Consider the following 14,526-nt stretch of genomic DNA (forward strand, 5'->3'; position numbering starts at 1 on the left):
TCAGGAAAAACTGGAAACTTCCGCCGCCGAGCCGAGTTGCCACTCAGACGAACGTTTCCGACGTCGGAGCTGGACCATGGCCGAGGCGAGGCCGCTGCGCGCGGCCGCGAAGATTGCATTTGCCGTCACGCTGCTCGCCTTGACGGCCACCCCGGGGCTCGCCGCCGGGATGGATCCGGCCGCCATCGCGTCAGCCCAGCCATCGAAGAAGACCCTCTCGAAGGACAAGCCGACCCCGGCGGGGGTGCACCTGCAGGTTCTGCTGGACCGGGCCCATTTCTCGCCGGGCGAGATCGACGGCAAGTTCGGCGAGAACGCCAGGAAAGCGCTACGCGCTTTTGCGGAAGCGCGGCAATTGGCGGCTTCCGACGAGGTCACCGATGATCTCTGGAAGGCGCTGCAGACGGACGATCGGCCGCCGACGACCACCTACACCATCACCGACAAGGACGTCGCAGGTCCGTTCCTGCGCAAGCTTCCGGCCAAGATGGAGGACATGAAGGACATTCCGAAACTCGGCTACACCAGCCCGCGCGAGGCATTGGCCGAGAAGTTTCACATGAGCGAGCAGCTGCTGGCAGCGCTCAATCCGGGGCGCCATTTCGATCGCGCCGGTGAGACCATTGCCGTGGTCGATACCAGCGACGGCGGCACCGCTCCCGTCAAGGGCGAACGGGTCGAGGTCGACAAGGTCAGGCAGACCGTCAAGCTGTTCGACAAGTCGAACGCGCTGATCGGCTTCTATCCGGCGAGCGTCGGCAGCGAGGAGAAGCCGTCGCCATCGGGCACGCTGAAGGTCACCGAGATCGATCAAAACCCGACCTACCGCTACAATCCCGCCTATCATTTCAAGGGCGTTCATGCCCGCAAACCCTTCAAGATCATGCCCGGCCCGAACAATCCCGTCGGGACGGTGTGGATCAACCTCTCCGCCGACGGCTACGGCATCCACGGCACACCGTCCCCGCAAAATATCTCCAAGGGCCAATCGCACGGCTGCGTGCGACTGACGAATTGGGATGCGCAGCGCGTGGCCGCGAGCGTCTCGAAGGGCACGCCGGTCGTCTTCGTCGAGGGCACAAGTTGAGGCTCAGGCGAGAACGCGGGCGGCTGAGCTATTCATCGCAACAGATGTCGTGGAACAGAGCGGGAAAGGCGACGTTTTCTGTTCCGACGGTTTGGGTGGGCAACATCAATGGATGACTATCGTGACCTCGTGACGGTCAGCCTTGCGCTGTTCTGCGCCGGCATCATGCTGGTGGCGGGCCAGCTCACCATCGAGCATCGTGCGCGGAACTTCGCACGCAAGGCGATCGAGACTCCGATGAAGCCGCCAACGCCACCCATGGTCTCGCACGCGCCGCAACGGGACATCGGCGAGCCTGCTCAGGGTCTCGCCGGAAAGCAGCCGACGTGAGCCGCAAGCAAAGGCGCTCGATGGGCCGGGGCCGCGAGCCAGCTCGGCGCCAAGCCAGCCGATTCAAACGACAGTGTTATGTTGAAGGTCCCTGGGCGATCAGAATGGAAACGCCAGTTCAATCCCTCTCGTCGAAACCCGGTTGCGGTGTTCACGTTGTAGACGCATGCCGAGGTACTTCTTCAATGTCCGCAATGTGCAGCCCAGCTTCGATTGCGAAGGCGAGGAGTTGCCCGACGACGAGGCTGCCTGGCGCGAGGCCACCTCTTATGCTGGCGAACTATTCAAGGACATAGACGGCCGGTTCCGCCCAGGTCAGGAATGGAGCCTGGAAGTGACTGATGCTTCCCGCAAGCCGATCTATCGGATCGAAATCAGTGCCAAGCAGAGTTAGGTGATCTTCAGAAGACCGCCGAGCGAGGCGGGGGAGCGTTTGGCTTGGCAAGCCAATCGCTGATCTGCGCTGCTTTCTCGGCTTGGTAAACCCGCCTCATCAGGAGTTCCCGCTCGGTGCCCGGTTCCAGGCGTTCGGCGGCCTCGCGGTATCGCGCCGCCTCGTCCAGTAGGCGTTCCCTGAAACTCTTGGTGTGCTTAACACGCCGACGCATGCGAAGTCCTCCCACGCTGAGTCCCGCCCGTACGTGGGGTCATACCCTGACAAGGGAACATCTGAGGTGCTCTTAAGTTCCGCTGGCGGAACGAGCTCAGTCGAAATGACCCTTGGGGGAGGCGTCGCACCGCCCGTCCTGAACAGGATCTCGGTTGTGGACCAGTGCCATGGCTTCGGTGCTCTTGGTTGAAGACGAGCCCCTTATCCGCATGATGGTTGCCGATATGCTGGTGGAGCTCGGTCATTCCGTGGCGGGTGAGGCCAGCGATCTCGCAACTGGTCTGATGCTTGCGTCTGCATCCGGCATCGAAGCGGCCATCCTGGACGTGAAGCTTGGCGAGGACAGCTCTGAAATTATCGCCGAGGCACTGCAAAGCAGGCGTATTCCGTTTGTGTTCGCCAGCGGATACGGTGCGGACGGAATACCGGCGGCGTTCAAAGATCATCCCGTTCTGCGAAAGCCATTCCCGATTGAAGAGCTTGAGAGCTTGGCCGCGCTGTTGTCGTAAGCGTCTCGACGCAATTGCCAGCGTAGCAGAGCCGATTTCGTTCGCAGTCACTGCTTCGGCAGGCCGATTTCCCTGATTGTAAGCTCGGCCAACGCAATGGCGTTGGTGACGCCGCGACTGTGAATGTCGACCATCTTCTTCGCCACAAGTTCACAGATCGGATCGTTCCGGTCGACCAGGTCGAGCTTGCGCAAGGCCTGGCGAAAGGCCAGTTCGAGAACGTGTTGCTGTTCGTGGGTGAGGTCGATGTTCGCGATCAAACATGAAATCGGCATCGGCGTTGCTCCGCGCGTTAAGGAGGCGGGAGCACAACGGTCTCTCTGTCACCGAAAGAAGCCACGGGCAGGGCGATGATGTAAATACATTTCTATCTTTACGGTTGGCAGTCAACGGACTCCGAGTGCCAAATCGTCACGCCCTCGGTTTTTTCACTCTGGCGTACCATGCTAGGGTAGTCGTGCGTGAATGCTCTTCCGCCATTGCAAATCCAAAGAAGAGGCCGCCAAGTGAGGCGGCCCCAGACCGCTGACAAAGTCCTCGCCATTGGCGGGGACTTTTGATTCATTGAGGGATGCTTCGCAAACCCTCGCCGCAACAGACCGAGCTGGAGATGGTCAGTCTCGACGGTCTGGTTCTGAAGGATCACCTGCTTCGCAAGATCGATGCGGTGATCGATTTTTCCTTTATCCACGATCGGGTTGCAGGGCTTTATTGCCCGGACAATGGCCGCCCACCGCTGGATCCGACCTTGATGTTCAAGGCGCTGTTCATTGGTTACCTGTTCGGCATTCGCTCCGAACGGCAGCTCGTACGAGAGATCGAGGTCAACGTCGCCTACCGCTGGTTTTTGGGGCTGAAGCTGACCGATCCGGTGTTCGACGCCTCAACGCTGAGCCAGAACCGGCGGCGGCGCTACAACGACACGGCCGTTGCGCAGGACATCTTTGATGCCGTCGTGGAGCAGGCGATCACCAAGGGGCTGGTCGATGGCACAGTGCTGTATACCGACTCGACCCACCTCAAGGCCAACGCCAACAAGAACCGCTACGATACAGCGGTGGTTGCCAAATCGCGCGCCGATTACTGGGATGCGCTCGACGCGGCGATCGAGGAAGATCGGCTAGCCCACGGCAAAAAGCCCCTGCAAGAGAAGGCGCGCCAGCCAGTCGAGAAAGAGACCAAGGTCTCCCGAACTGATCCGGATGCCGGCTACATGGTGCGCGAGGGCAAGCCGAAGGGCTTCTTCTATCTCGACCATCGCACCGTCGACGGCCGGCTCGGCATCATCACAGATACCTATGCCACGCCTGCCAATGTGCACGACTCGATCGTCTATCTGGGCAGGCTTGACCGCCAGCGAGAGCGCTTTGACTTTGACGTCGGCGCCGTCGGGCTCGATGCTGGCTACGCTACCTCAGGCATCGCTCAGGGCCTGGAGCAACGCGGCATTCTCGGGGTCACCGGCTATCGCCGCCCAACCCCGCCGCGCTCAGGCATGATGGCGAGCAGCCAATTCCACTACGACGCGGCTGTGGACGGCTACCGCTGCCCGAAAGGTCAACTGCTGGCCTATGCCACAACCGACCGCACAGGCTACCGCCACTACAAGAGCGAGCCGGCGATCTGCCGGGCTTGTCCGTTGCTGGCCTCCTGCACATCGAGCAGCAATGCCACCCGTCTGATCATCCGCCATGTCTGGGCCGACGCGCGCGAACGCACCGATGCCCATCGGCTCACCCCCTGGGGTAAACGCATCTACAAACGCCGCAAAGAGACCGTCGAGCGTTCCTTCGCCGACGCCAAGCAGCTTCACGGTCACCGCTACGCCCGCTTCCGGGGCCTGCTTGCCGTCACCGGCCAATGCTTGCTCGCCGCCGCCGCCCAGAACATCAAAAAAATCGCCCTCGCTCTCACCCCTCGGCATGCTCCGGCCTAAACCGGCCTCAAGCCTTCTCCAAACAAAAAACCCGCCGAAAAATCGACGGGGTTTGTCAGCGGTCTGAGGCCGCCAAGTGAGGCGGCCCTACTCTTTCCAGTACAGCCGCTTGCAGGTCGGGCAGTCGTAGATCCTGACGTGACCGTTTTTGCGAGGATCGAACAGGCTTGCCCGAAAGCGCATCGCGGTTTGGCAATCCTCGCACCGAGGAGCGGGCTTCAGCGTCTCGTCTGAATTACTCATCGTAGTCGCTCCCGCGGGTAGCGAAGACTACAACAAATGTTAGACGGGCCGCATTAAGCCAAGTTAGGTCGCAACGAGTTCATCTCGCGGCGCAGCTTTTCCAGCAACTTGCGCTGCCCCGCGATGTCCTTGTGGAACGCATCGCGAGCCGACCCCTGCATGCAGATCACTGACGCAGCGCCACCCCGTCGATTTGCATGACTCCAAGCTGATCGAACAACTCGACCCGTTCACCGTTCAGCACTGGAAGGTAGCAGCGACGTCTGGCATCCGGGTTCAGGATACAGAGCTTATCGTCCGCGGCCGTCCATGTCCCGGCGGCAGGTCCGAAGGCCTCGTCCCAGTGCGGATAAGTCATCCGGCCGTCGGGCTCGAACTGCATTGTGAGCGGACCATTCCTGAGCTTGGGACCGAAGCTGATCGTCTTGCCCCGGAATTTTGCGGCCAGGGTCTCGCCTGTCGGTCGTTCGCCGGTCGCCGCGGTGAGCGAGGCATCGGGTCCCGGATCATAACCCTCGGCCTTCAGGATCAGCCAGAACAGCCTGCCGATACTCCGAAAAGAAGGTTCGGTGAAGGGCGTGTCGCGGTCGACGCGATGGACCACGATGAGGTCGAGCGCGGGCACGACCAAGGCGTACTGGCCGCCGGCACCTTGGGCCAAAAAGCTGCCCTCCGGCAAAGCGACCGTAGGCGCAACGGCACCGCCCAGAAAACCGATCCACCAGAGATAGCCATAGCCCGGCAGGGGGGACGCTTTCGAATGGCTGCGCGTGCTCTCTTCTACCCATTCCTGCGGCACGATCTGGTGTCCGGCCCAATTGCCTTTGTGCAGATAGAGAAGCGCAAAGCGCGCCAGGTCCCGTGCGCTCATGCGGATCTCATAGGCGGGGTGGATAGACGCTTCGCCGCGGATGTAGCTGCCGTCCTGTGGCCGGTAGTCCTGCATGCCGATTGGCTTTGCGATCTTCTGGTCGAGCGCCTGGAAGATGCCGGTGCCGGTTGCGTGCTCGTAGATCGTGCCGAGCGCGTTGAAGTCCCAGTTGTTGTAGTACCAGAAGCTGCCGGGCAGGTGGCTGCCGCGCGGCGGTCGCATCTTGGCATTGCCCGGCGTCTCATAGAGCGCCGCGTGGTAGACCCCGGAACGAGCTTCGAGCAGTTCGCGCACCGTCGCGCCCTTCTCGATCTCGGTCAGGCCTGGCGGATTATCGTCGATGCCGAGTTTGCCAAGCGTGCTGTCGAGGTCGATCAGGTGATCCGACACGGCGATGCCGATCAGCGCGCCGAGCAGGCTCTTGCGGATTGAAGCGACTTCCATTGGCTTCGTCGTATTGCCCCACTCGGCCACCACCTTTCCGTGCTGAACGATCACGACCGCGCTCGAGCGAATCTGATCCGAAAAAGATCGCGCCTGGGCCAATTCGGTCCCTGACCAGCCCAATTCCGCAGGGCTGACGCGCTGCCACTCCGCTGCTGGAAAGCCATCTTCAGCCGTGGCGGGCCCGAACCGAACCAAAGCGCCGAGCAGCACGACGGCGAAAACAATCTGGCGAATATGCATTGGATCCCCACGCGCTGCGAGCTCGACCTGATCGCAGCATGATACGCATGAACGGAGCTGGGCAGAACGCATATTGAAGTATTTTCCTTGATTCCGGCCGACGGATTCTCATAGTGAGGTCTCTTGTTGGCCCTTCGCGACCGTCCGCGACATTTGCTCGAATGCCGGCTGTCAGACGATGGCGACTTCCCGACTGATGTGGCCGCTGCCGACCGAGGTGGAACACGGATTGAGATCACCAGGTCATCAAAGGCATGCTCGGCATCCGTGACATGAAACACAGATGAACGCGTTTTCGGAACGCAAGATAGCGCTCATCCGGTCCTAGCCGGAACACCCGTTCCCTAGCCAAGGATAAGTACTCATGACTCATGCAGGATATGCGGCCGGCCACATCGGAAGCTAGGCGGACATATCGGTGAATCGAAGTCAGGTCCGGGCATATCTTCGACCAAGGAGTTGAACGATGAAGAAGCTAAGTCACGATGAACTTGCGGCTGTTTGCGGTGGTATGAAGAACATCGATAATCCTGGCGTCGCCGCCGCGATGAGCGCGTTCTACGGCGTCCTCTTCTGCGGTGGCACCTCGCAGCTTCCTCCAAGCACGATTGCTCATCCGGATGGTTCGGTGGGCAAGTCCGGAGGCGGCTCTTACTCGAACTGCTCTCCGGCCTAGGGTCACGTCACGAGGCGGGAGCGCTAGGCGTCGAAGTGAATCGGGCCTTCCGCACTGAACAAGACGAAGCGTCGGAACTCCCGGATCTCACGATCCGGGAGTTTTCTGCTTTTCGCACGTCCGTCAGATATCGCGACGCAGACAGGACCGCCAGGTCATCGCCGGCAGTCGGAGGCACGACCGGCCGTTGTCGGGCGGTGCTCCCACGACAGAGGTTCACCCGAAGCGGTCGATGTCGAGCTTGTCCTGAGCTATTATCAGCCCAGCTGATCGACCAGTGCCGACCACAGAGCCCATGGTTCGCCTCGATGGACCGGGTCCTCAATTGCAGTGTGCACCATGACGACTTTAGAGGTCGGATCAACGCAAATATACTGGCCCTTGAATCCCAACAACGCGAACTGCCGCCTCTCACCGGGAAACAGCCACACGAGGTAACCGTAGCCAAATCTGTTCGTCGCCACGCTGGGTCGCAGATAGTCATCCGAAGCGCGAACGGTGGTCGCATCGATCATCCATTGCGTCGGTACGATCTGCTTGCCATCCCATGCGCCATCATGCGCCAGCAAGCGTCCTAGCCGGGCGTAGTCGCGCAGAACGGCGTTGAAGCCAAAGTGCCCCAGTTCGAATCCCTCTGCGTCTACCAGCCAGTTGGCATCCGCTTCCGCGCCGATCGGTTCCCATACTTTCTCGCGCAGATAGTCAGACGCTGACTTGTTGACCGCACCGTGAAGCACCATGCCGAGCACGTCGGCTTCTATGCTCGTAGCAGCCAGCGATGACACAGCCTTGCGACGGGAATATTGCGGCGCCGACACGACGTCCCCTCAGAGATTGCCGTAAGTAGATCTCCTATTTCGCCCATCTTGGGCAGACCGGCTGGTCAGCCAAGCCGTCGCCGGCTGAGCAAAAGACCGCACGCTTGGGCTCGCCATTTTTCGTCACGCTCACAAGCTCGTATTCGGTCGTATGACCGCTCGCCCATTCCTTAGAGACGACGGGGCGACTCCGGAAAATCATCGGCTTGCACAGGCTTGGTTTCAAGGGAGCGGCGAGGGATCATTCGCGCCCGAGGCGCCGTCGGTGCAGGCTCTCTCGGCGGTGCACCGACGTTGCTCTCACACATGGCGCGATGATGCTAGTTTGCCAGTGTTTTGCCCGACGTGTCAAACGTCCCGCCGGCGGGATCTTGTCGCATCAGGTCGTCGCCATCAGCTAAGGCTTGCTGCGCCTTGTGCCGACGTGTTCAACGACGGCGCTCGAAAAAGCTTGTCGCCGCAACGGTCCGGCTACTGTGCATGGGGTTGTTTTCGTAAAGCGCGGCCGGCGCGGGCTCACGCCCCGCAAACGATCACGCCGTACCAGCCGAGCCCGCGATAGGTCTCGTAGCCCGGCGTTGCATGGAAGGCGATCATCGTGCCTGACCTGTCGTGGTAGAAGCCGGAGCGCTGGCCGTTCAGCGACAGCGCGATGCGCTCGCTCAAAATGCCCTGGCCGTCGGAGGCAGCGATCACGCGAAAATTCGAGTCGACCAGGAGCACGCGGGCTTTGTCATTGTCGCCGACGCGGACGCCTTGCACGATGGCGCGCGCCTGCGGCTCCCAGTCGAAATGGATGGCGAGCACGCCGATCGGGGCGCCGTGGGCCTCGCCGCCCGCACGGACGCTGGCGCAGTAGGTCGCGACCTGCGCGTTGCCGAGCAGCGGCTGGTTCTCAACGTCGCCGGCGACATAGTCGTCGCCGGAACGCAAGCTCTTCGCCTCGCGAAACCATTTGGTTTGGGCGACGTTCTGGCCGACGACCCGAAAACGATCCGCGCGGCCGTTGGCGATGACGTTGCCGTCGAGGTCGCAGAGCCAGAGGTCGAGATAGACCGTGTAGGCGCCGAGGATGACGCCGAGCCGCTGCGAGGCATAGCTGACAGCCGCCGGCACCGGCGAGGCCGCGCAATCGACCACTGCGGAATCCGTCGCCCACCAGCGCACGTCGCAGGTGCGCTCATAGAGATTGCGGTCGATCAACTCGACGGCGTTCAGGGACAGGTCCATCATGCGCTCGCCGCGCGAGCGTTGGCTCATCCGCTCGATCGAGGCGACGAGATCGCCGGTGCGTTTCGTCAGCTGGGTCTCGAGCTCCCGCGCGATGGTCTCGACCTGCTGGCCGACGCCGCGCACCTCCTGCGCCACCACGGCGAAGCCCGCGCCTTGTGCGCCGGCCCGCGAGCTCTCGATCAGCGCGTTCAGCGCCAGCATCTTCATCTGGTTGGTGATCTGCTGGATCGATTTCGTCTTGTCGACCGCGATCTGGTTGACCTCCGCGGTCAGGCGGTTGATCAGCGCGGAAACGTCGGAATCATCGTCCGCCGGTTCGGTGGTAACAGGTTTGGTTTTCAGACCCAGCGCAGCAGACATCGGGGACTTCCCTTGGCAATGAGGTCTGATCTGCAATGAACTGGGAACAAGGGCTTACAGATCGAATACGACTCGTTTTCGAAGATTCCGGCTAACGCCCACTTAATTTGCTGTCCGCCCAGCTGCTCAAATGGTAGTCAATTCGCTCGGCATTTCGGCAATCCACCGCTTTCTGGGCCAGTGACATTGCAAATGGCCGAGGATTCCCGCCGAATCCCGCGGGATGCGGCCATCGCGCCGCCGGCACGCCCCGGATCACTTGAACCCTCGAATCATGACGCCACCCGCCACCGCCTTGCCCGTCGAAATGCCCCAGGCTTTCCTGGGCGTGGCGCGCTCGCTGACCGACAAGCTCTGGCGCGACCGGCTGGACGGGCGCGGCGCCGCCACGGCGCTCGCCATCGTGCAGCGTCACCAATTACCCGAATTGCTGGCGCGGGTGCTGGCCGGCCGCGGGGTCGACATCGATGCCGTGCCTGATTTCCTCGATCCGACGATCCGCAAGCTGATGCCGGATCCGTTCACGGTCACGGAGATGGAGACCGCCGCAAAGCGCATCGCCGATGCGGCCGCCAAGGGCGAGAAGGTCGCGATCTTCGGCGACTACGACGTCGACGGCGCCACCTCGGCGGCGCTGCTCGCCTGGCACCTGCGCCATTGCGGACTCGATCCGCTGATCCACATTCCCGATCGCATTTTCGAGGGCTACGGCCCCAACGTCGAAGCCGTGCGCGGGCTGGCGGCCAAGGGCGCCACGCTGCTCGTCACGGTCGATTGCGGCACCACCAGCATCGAGCCGCTGGCCGAGGCCAAGCGTCTCGGCATGTCCGTGGTTGTGATCGACCATCACCAGGCCGGTACCGACCTGCCGGAGGTGGACGCACTGGTCAATCCGAACCGGCTCGACGATCTCTCCGGACTCGGTCATCTCGCCGCCGTCGGTCTCGTGCTGGTAACGCTGGTCGCGGTCAACAGAGAGCTGCGCCAGCGCGGCTTCTGGACCGCGGAAATGCCCGAGCCCGATTTGCTCGGCATGCTCCATCACGTCGCCCTCGGCACCGTCGCGGATGTCGCGCCTCTGATCGGCCTGAACCGCGCTTTCGTCGCCAAAGGGCTGATCGCGATGCGGCGGCGCGACCATGTCGGCCACACCGCGCTGATGGATGTGGCGCGATTGAACGGACCGCCGGAGGCCTGGCATCTTGGCTTCATGCTGGGGCCACGCGTCAATGCCGGCGGCCGTATCGGCCGGGCCGATCTCGGCGTGCGGCTGCTGCTGGAAGGCGACAGCGTCGAGGCTGCCCGCATCGCGGCTGAGCTCGACCGCCTCAACAGCGAACGCCGCGTGATCGAGCAGGCGGCCGAAGCGCAGGCCGAAGCCGAGGCACTGGCTTCGATCGGGCTAGAGGACAAGCTCAGTGTCATCGTCACCGCGTCCGAAGGCTGGCATCCCGGCGTGGTCGGCCTCGTCGCCTCGCGGCTAAAAGAGAAGTTCTCACGGCCGGCTTTTGCGATTGCGCTGGAGCCCGGCGGCATCGGCACCGGATCGGGCCGCTCCATCGCCGGCGTCGATCTCGGCAGGGTGGTTCGGCAAGCGGTCGCCGACGGGATTCTGCTCAAGGGCGGCGGACACGCGATGGCCGCGGGCGTGACGCTGCGGAAAGAGAAGCTCGCAGAATTTCGCGCCTATCTCGAGAACGCCCTGGCGCAGGATGTCGCCGAGGCACGCCATGTCAACGAGCTCTACATCGACGGTGCAGTTTCGGCGCGTGCGGTCACGACGGAGCTTGCGGCCACGCTCAATCGCGCCGGTCCCTTCGGCAGCGGTAATCCCGAGCCGGTGCTGGCGCTGCCGGCGCATCAACTGGTCTTCGCCGACGAGGTCGGGCAGGCGCATTTGCGCCTTCGCTTCAAGTCTGGCGACGGCGCCATCGTCAATGGCATCGCGTTCCGTTCGGTCGGGCAAAAGCTCGGCAATGCATTGCTCGCCAATCGCGGGCAGCAACTGCATGTCGCGGGCTCCCTGTCGGTCGATCGCTATCAGGGTGCCGAGCGCGTGCAGTTTCGCGTCATCGACGTCGCGCTTCCGGACCAAGGGCCATCCGTGATTAGATGACGACCTGGAACAGCTGAAACAAGAAAAAAGAAAGGGAGTGAACATGGCAGGGCAGGTTGAAGGCAAGATCGCGCTGGTTACGGGCGGCGCCTCTGGCATCGGCGAGGCTATCGTCGAGTTGTTCGCGCGCGAAGGCGCGACCGTCGTCATCACCGACATCGACGAATTGCGCGGGCCCGAACTCGCCGCGCGCGTCACAAAAGCCGGCGGCAACGCGGTCTTCCTGGAGCAGGACGTCACCAGCGAGGAGCGCTGGATCGAGATCGTTGCCGAGATCGGCAAGCGCTACGGCCGGCTCGACATCATGGTCTCCAATGCCGGCATCGGCATTGCGGTGCCCTCGATCACCGAGATGGCGCTCTCCGACTGGCGCAAGCAGAATGCGATCAATCTGGATGGCGTGTTTCTCTCGGTGAAACATTGCCTGCCTTTGATGCGCAAGCATGGCGGCGGTTCGATCGTCATGATGTCCTCGCTCGCGGGGCTGCGCGGCGCGCCCGGCCTGTCGGCCTACTCGGCCACCAAGGGTGGCGTCCGGCTGTTCGCCAAATCGATCGCGATGGAGTGCGCAGCTGTCGGCGACGGTATCCGCGTCAATTCGGTCCATCCCGGCATCATCGATACGCCGATCTGGGGCAAGATCCCCACGGGCGCCGCCGGCGCAGGTCAGAACGCTCCGATCGATCCCGAGGAGCGGGCCAGGATTGCAACCCCACTCGGCCGCGCCGGGCAGGCGGCGGAGATTGCCTCCGGCGTGCTGTATCTGGCCTCCGATGCCTCTCGCTATGTGACCGGCAGCGAGCTCGTCATCGATGGCGGCATGAACGCCGGCGGCGTGCCGCGGCGCGCGTGAGCTGCGCAAGGCAGGGTGGCAGCCGCAGGGGCTGACGCGCAGGCGCAGCCCCTGTACAACGTCGGTAATCTCCGACCGACAAAGGTGTCCTTCGCCATGGCGCACAGTCTTCATTCTTCCTCGGCAGCCGCGCCATTCCGCTCGAACCGGCCGGACCTCGCCACGGAAGCGATCCGCACCGCGCGCGAGGATCTCGCCGCCTGTTTCCGTATGGCCGCGCGCAACGGTTTTGAGGAGGGCATCTGCAACCACTTCTCGGCGGTGGTGCCAGGTCATGACGATCTTTTTCTCGTCAACCCTTACGGCTACGCCTTCCGCGAGTTGACGGCGTCGAAGCTCCTGATCTGCGACTTCCATGGCAACGTGCTCGATGGCGAGGGCGTGCCCGAAGCGACCGCCTTTTACATCCATGCCGAGATGCACAAGCGCCTGCCGCGCGCGAAGGTCGCCTTTCACACCCACATGCCCTACGCGACGGCGTTATCGATGACCGAGGGCGATCCCTTGATCTGGGCCGGCCAGACCGCATTGAAATTCTACGGCCGCACCGCAGTCGACCGCGATTACAACGGTCTCGCGCTCGATGCCAGCGAAGGCGCGCGGATTGCTTCCGCCGTGGGCGATGCCGACATCGTCTTCATGAAGCATCACGGCGTCATGGTGCTGGCGCCGACGATCGCGGAAGCCTGGGACGATCTCTATTATCTCGAACGCGCCGCCGAAGTGCAGGTGCTGGCGATGTCGACGGGACGGAAAGTGCTGCCGGTCGACCCTGCCATTGCCGCCGCAACCTACAAGCAGATGCGCGAGGGCGATTCCGAATCCGCGCGGCTGCATCTCGCCGCGATCCGCCGCCAGCTCGACGCGGACGAGCCGCAGTATCGGCACTGAAGCCGCTCAAGATCCCTGACGCAGCTTGGCCAGCACCTTTAGCCCGCCATAGCCGTCGGCGGGCGTGATCCCGGCCCGCAGCTGAAAATCCTTGATCGCTTTCATCGTGTCGTTGCCGACGCGGCCGTCGGTGCCGCCGGTGTCGAACCCGGCCTTGGTCAGCCGCGTCTGCATCTCCTGGACCTCGGCGAGCGTCAGCACGCGCTCGGAGCCGGGGAACGGCTGGATGAAAGGCGGCGCGCCCCGGCAGCGATCGCCGAGATGGCAGATCGCGAGCGCATAATTCATCGAGGGATTGTAGCTCTTCACCGAGTAGAAATTCGGGCCCAGCAGCAACGTCGGCCCACCTGCGACCGGCGTCCACATCTGTGCGGATGCGTTCGGCTGCGGAAAGGGCTGGCCGTCGGCGCGGGTGACACCAGCCGCTTGCCACGCCGCATAGGTTCGGCTGCCGCTCATCTCGCTTGGCGCGCGCACCTCGTAGCCCCAATGCTCGCCGCGATGCCATTTGCCGCGGTTGACGAGATATTTTGCGGTGGAGCCGAGCGCGTCGTCGGGCTTGCCGAACGGCGAGACCTTGCCGTCGCCGTCGTAGTCGATGCCGACATTGAGCCAGACCTCCGGCATCCATTGCGAATGTCCCATCGCGCCGGCCCAGGAGCCGCGCATCTCCTCGGGCGTGCTCCAGCCCTTGTCGACAATGCGCAACGCGTTGATCAGCTCGGCTTCCCAATAGGCCTTGCGGCGCGGCTCGTTCCAGGCGAGGGCGGCCAGCGAAGGAAATACCGGCGTCATGTGGTTCTGCTGCACGAGAGGATCGCCGTAGGCCGACTCCACGCCCCATAACGCCAGCAGCGTGCCGCGCTCGACGCCGAAATCGCGCTCGATGCGTGCGAACAATGCCTCGTTGTTCTTCAGCGCGATCTTGCCGTTGATGATGCGCCAGTCCGAGACGCGGCGATTGATGTACTGCCAGACCTGCTCGTGGAATTCGGGCTGGTTGCGCATCTGCTTGAACACGCTCATGTCAGGTTCGACCCGCGCCATCGCGCGCTGCCAGGTCGCAGCTGAAATGCCCTTGGCCATCGCGCGTGCGCGAAAACCCTCGCGCCATTCGTCGAAGCCGGGAGGCGAGGCGAGGACGCGTGTCGGGAGGGTCAGCAGCGCGGCTGCACCGAGCGCGGATTGAAGCAGGGCACGGCGGGTGCGACGGGTCGAGGAATCAACGTGTCTCATGCAGCCATTCTAGCGGGAAACACGGCGCTTGGGAGCCGGTTCCTGGAACGCGCGGAACAGCTGTTCCCCC

At 63.0% G+C, this 14,526-nt stretch carries 16 protein-coding genes; 9 read left to right on the forward strand and 7 right to left on the reverse strand.

The genetic code is table 11. The annotated features are described in order from the left end of the window. Positions 1-76 precede the first annotated feature (76 nt). From X265_RS18310 to X265_RS18320, 3 genes are all read left to right on the forward strand, one after another. Positions 77-1,087, forward strand: coding sequence for a L,D-transpeptidase family protein (locus X265_RS18310; RefSeq protein WP_128966072.1), 1,011 nt, complete (start codon positions 77-79; stop codon positions 1,085-1,087). Between the two features lie 108 nt (positions 1,088-1,195). After that, positions 1,196-1,417: a hypothetical protein gene (locus X265_RS18315; protein ID WP_128966073.1), complete on the forward strand. Its 222-nt coding sequence runs from the start codon at positions 1,196-1,198 to the stop codon at positions 1,415-1,417. Between the two features lie 166 nt (positions 1,418-1,583). Beyond that, positions 1,584-1,811, forward strand: coding sequence for a DUF6894 family protein (locus tag X265_RS18320; protein WP_128966074.1), 228 nt, complete (start codon positions 1,584-1,586; stop codon positions 1,809-1,811). A gap of 7 nt (positions 1,812-1,818) precedes the next feature. On the opposite strand, the gene X265_RS18325 is transcribed toward X265_RS18320, so the two are convergent. Then, positions 1,819-2,025 (reverse strand): hypothetical protein, encoded by a 207-nt coding sequence (locus X265_RS18325; protein ID WP_128966075.1) that lies wholly within the window; start codon positions 2,023-2,025, stop codon positions 1,819-1,821. Between the two features lie 169 nt (positions 2,026-2,194). On the opposite strand from X265_RS18325, the gene X265_RS18330 reads away from it, so the two are divergent. Beyond that, positions 2,195-2,536, forward strand: coding sequence for a response regulator (locus X265_RS18330; protein WP_128966076.1), 342 nt, complete (start codon positions 2,195-2,197; stop codon positions 2,534-2,536). Positions 2,537-2,583: 47 nt separating this feature from the next. Here the strand turns inward: X265_RS18330 and X265_RS18335 are convergent, their stop codons facing one another. Then, on the reverse strand, positions 2,584-2,796 hold the full coding sequence (locus X265_RS18335) for a hypothetical protein (protein WP_128966077.1): 213 nt from the start codon (positions 2,794-2,796) through the stop codon (positions 2,584-2,586). A 311-nt stretch (positions 2,797-3,107) separates the two neighbouring features. On the opposite strand from X265_RS18335, the gene X265_RS18340 reads away from it, so the two are divergent. Further along, positions 3,108-4,472: an IS1182 family transposase gene (locus X265_RS18340; RefSeq protein WP_128966078.1), complete on the forward strand. Its 1,365-nt coding sequence runs from the start codon at positions 3,108-3,110 to the stop codon at positions 4,470-4,472. 87 nt (positions 4,473-4,559) lie between these two features. Here X265_RS18340 and X265_RS40545 read toward each other — a convergent pair whose 3' ends face one another. Together X265_RS40545 and X265_RS18345 are read right to left on the reverse strand one after the other, a co-directional pair. Continuing rightward, entirely contained in the window at positions 4,560-4,715 is a 156-nt protein-coding gene (locus tag X265_RS40545; RefSeq protein ID WP_164938656.1) for a hypothetical protein, read from the reverse strand. Positions 4,716-4,881: 166 nt separating this feature from the next. Continuing rightward, complete coding sequence (locus tag X265_RS18345; RefSeq protein WP_128966079.1) at positions 4,882-6,273, reverse strand: serine hydrolase domain-containing protein; 1,392 nt, start codon at positions 6,271-6,273, stop codon at positions 4,882-4,884. Between the two features lie 466 nt (positions 6,274-6,739). Between X265_RS18345 and X265_RS18350 the strand changes: the two genes are divergently transcribed. Next, positions 6,740-6,949 carry a hypothetical protein gene (locus tag X265_RS18350; protein ID WP_128966080.1) on the forward strand — a complete coding sequence of 70 codons (210 nt, stop codon included), beginning with the start codon at positions 6,740-6,742 and terminating at the stop codon, positions 6,947-6,949. A 257-nt stretch (positions 6,950-7,206) separates the two neighbouring features. On the opposite strand, the gene X265_RS18355 is transcribed toward X265_RS18350, so the two are convergent. Together X265_RS18355 and X265_RS18360 are read right to left on the reverse strand one after the other, a co-directional pair. Next, a complete protein-coding gene (locus X265_RS18355) occupies positions 7,207-7,767 on the reverse strand; it encodes a serine hydrolase (protein ID WP_128966081.1) in 561 nt (186 codons plus the stop codon). A 516-nt stretch (positions 7,768-8,283) separates the two neighbouring features. Beyond that, positions 8,284-9,360 carry a methyl-accepting chemotaxis protein gene (locus X265_RS18360; RefSeq protein ID WP_128966082.1) on the reverse strand — a complete coding sequence of 359 codons (1,077 nt, stop codon included), beginning with the start codon at positions 9,358-9,360 and terminating at the stop codon, positions 8,284-8,286. A gap of 274 nt (positions 9,361-9,634) precedes the next feature. Between X265_RS18360 and recJ the strand changes: the two genes are divergently transcribed. From recJ to X265_RS18375, 3 genes are all read left to right on the forward strand, one after another. Next, positions 9,635-11,476 (forward strand): single-stranded-DNA-specific exonuclease RecJ, encoded by a 1,842-nt coding sequence (gene recJ / locus X265_RS18365; RefSeq protein ID WP_164938657.1) that lies wholly within the window; start codon positions 9,635-9,637, stop codon positions 11,474-11,476. Between the two features lie 43 nt (positions 11,477-11,519). After that, a complete protein-coding gene (locus X265_RS18370; protein WP_164938658.1) occupies positions 11,520-12,329 on the forward strand; it encodes an SDR family NAD(P)-dependent oxidoreductase in 810 nt (269 codons plus the stop codon). A gap of 96 nt (positions 12,330-12,425) precedes the next feature. Next, positions 12,426-13,220: an aldolase gene (locus tag X265_RS18375; RefSeq protein WP_164938659.1), complete on the forward strand. Its 795-nt coding sequence runs from the start codon at positions 12,426-12,428 to the stop codon at positions 13,218-13,220. A gap of 6 nt (positions 13,221-13,226) precedes the next feature. Here the strand turns inward: X265_RS18375 and X265_RS18380 are convergent, their stop codons facing one another. Beyond that, positions 13,227-14,456, reverse strand: a complete 1,230-nt coding sequence (locus X265_RS18380; protein WP_128966086.1) for a lytic murein transglycosylase — start codon at positions 14,454-14,456, stop codon at positions 13,227-13,229. Between the last annotated feature and the right edge of the window lie 70 nt (positions 14,457-14,526).

It is taken from the genome of Bradyrhizobium guangdongense (assembly GCF_004114975.1).
Taxonomy (GTDB): Bacteria; Pseudomonadota; Alphaproteobacteria; order Rhizobiales; family Xanthobacteraceae; genus Bradyrhizobium; species Bradyrhizobium guangdongense.

Bases quoted from the DNA above. Each gene is read 5' to 3' on its own strand.
- X265_RS18310 (WP_128966072.1), top strand. From the start codon at position 77: ATGGCCGAGGCGAGGCCGCTGCGCGCGGCCGCGAAGATTGCATTTGCC.
- X265_RS18315 (WP_128966073.1), top strand. From the start codon at position 1,196: ATGGATGACTATCGTGACCTCGTGACGGTCAGCCTTGCGCTGTTCTGC.
- X265_RS18320 (WP_128966074.1), top strand. From the start codon at position 1,584: ATGCCGAGGTACTTCTTCAATGTCCGCAATGTGCAGCCCAGCTTCGAT.
- X265_RS18325 (WP_128966075.1), bottom strand. From the start codon at position 2,025: ATGCGTCGGCGTGTTAAGCACACCAAGAGTTTCAGGGAACGCCTACTG.
- X265_RS18330 (WP_128966076.1), top strand. From the start codon at position 2,195: ATGGCTTCGGTGCTCTTGGTTGAAGACGAGCCCCTTATCCGCATGATG.
- X265_RS18340 (WP_128966078.1), top strand. From the start codon at position 3,108: ATGCTTCGCAAACCCTCGCCGCAACAGACCGAGCTGGAGATGGTCAGT.
- X265_RS40545 (WP_164938656.1), bottom strand. From the start codon at position 4,715: ATGAGTAATTCAGACGAGACGCTGAAGCCCGCTCCTCGGTGCGAGGAT.
- X265_RS18345 (WP_128966079.1), bottom strand. From the start codon at position 6,273: ATGCATATTCGCCAGATTGTTTTCGCCGTCGTGCTGCTCGGCGCTTTG.
- X265_RS18350 (WP_128966080.1), top strand. From the start codon at position 6,740: ATGAAGAAGCTAAGTCACGATGAACTTGCGGCTGTTTGCGGTGGTATG.
- X265_RS18360 (WP_128966082.1), bottom strand. From the start codon at position 9,360: ATGTCTGCTGCGCTGGGTCTGAAAACCAAACCTGTTACCACCGAACCG.
- recJ (WP_164938657.1), top strand. From the start codon at position 9,635: ATGACGCCACCCGCCACCGCCTTGCCCGTCGAAATGCCCCAGGCTTTC.
- X265_RS18370 (WP_164938658.1), top strand. From the start codon at position 11,520: ATGGCAGGGCAGGTTGAAGGCAAGATCGCGCTGGTTACGGGCGGCGCC.
- X265_RS18375 (WP_164938659.1), top strand. From the start codon at position 12,426: ATGGCGCACAGTCTTCATTCTTCCTCGGCAGCCGCGCCATTCCGCTCG.
- X265_RS18380 (WP_128966086.1), bottom strand. From the start codon at position 14,456: ATGAGACACGTTGATTCCTCGACCCGTCGCACCCGCCGTGCCCTGCTT.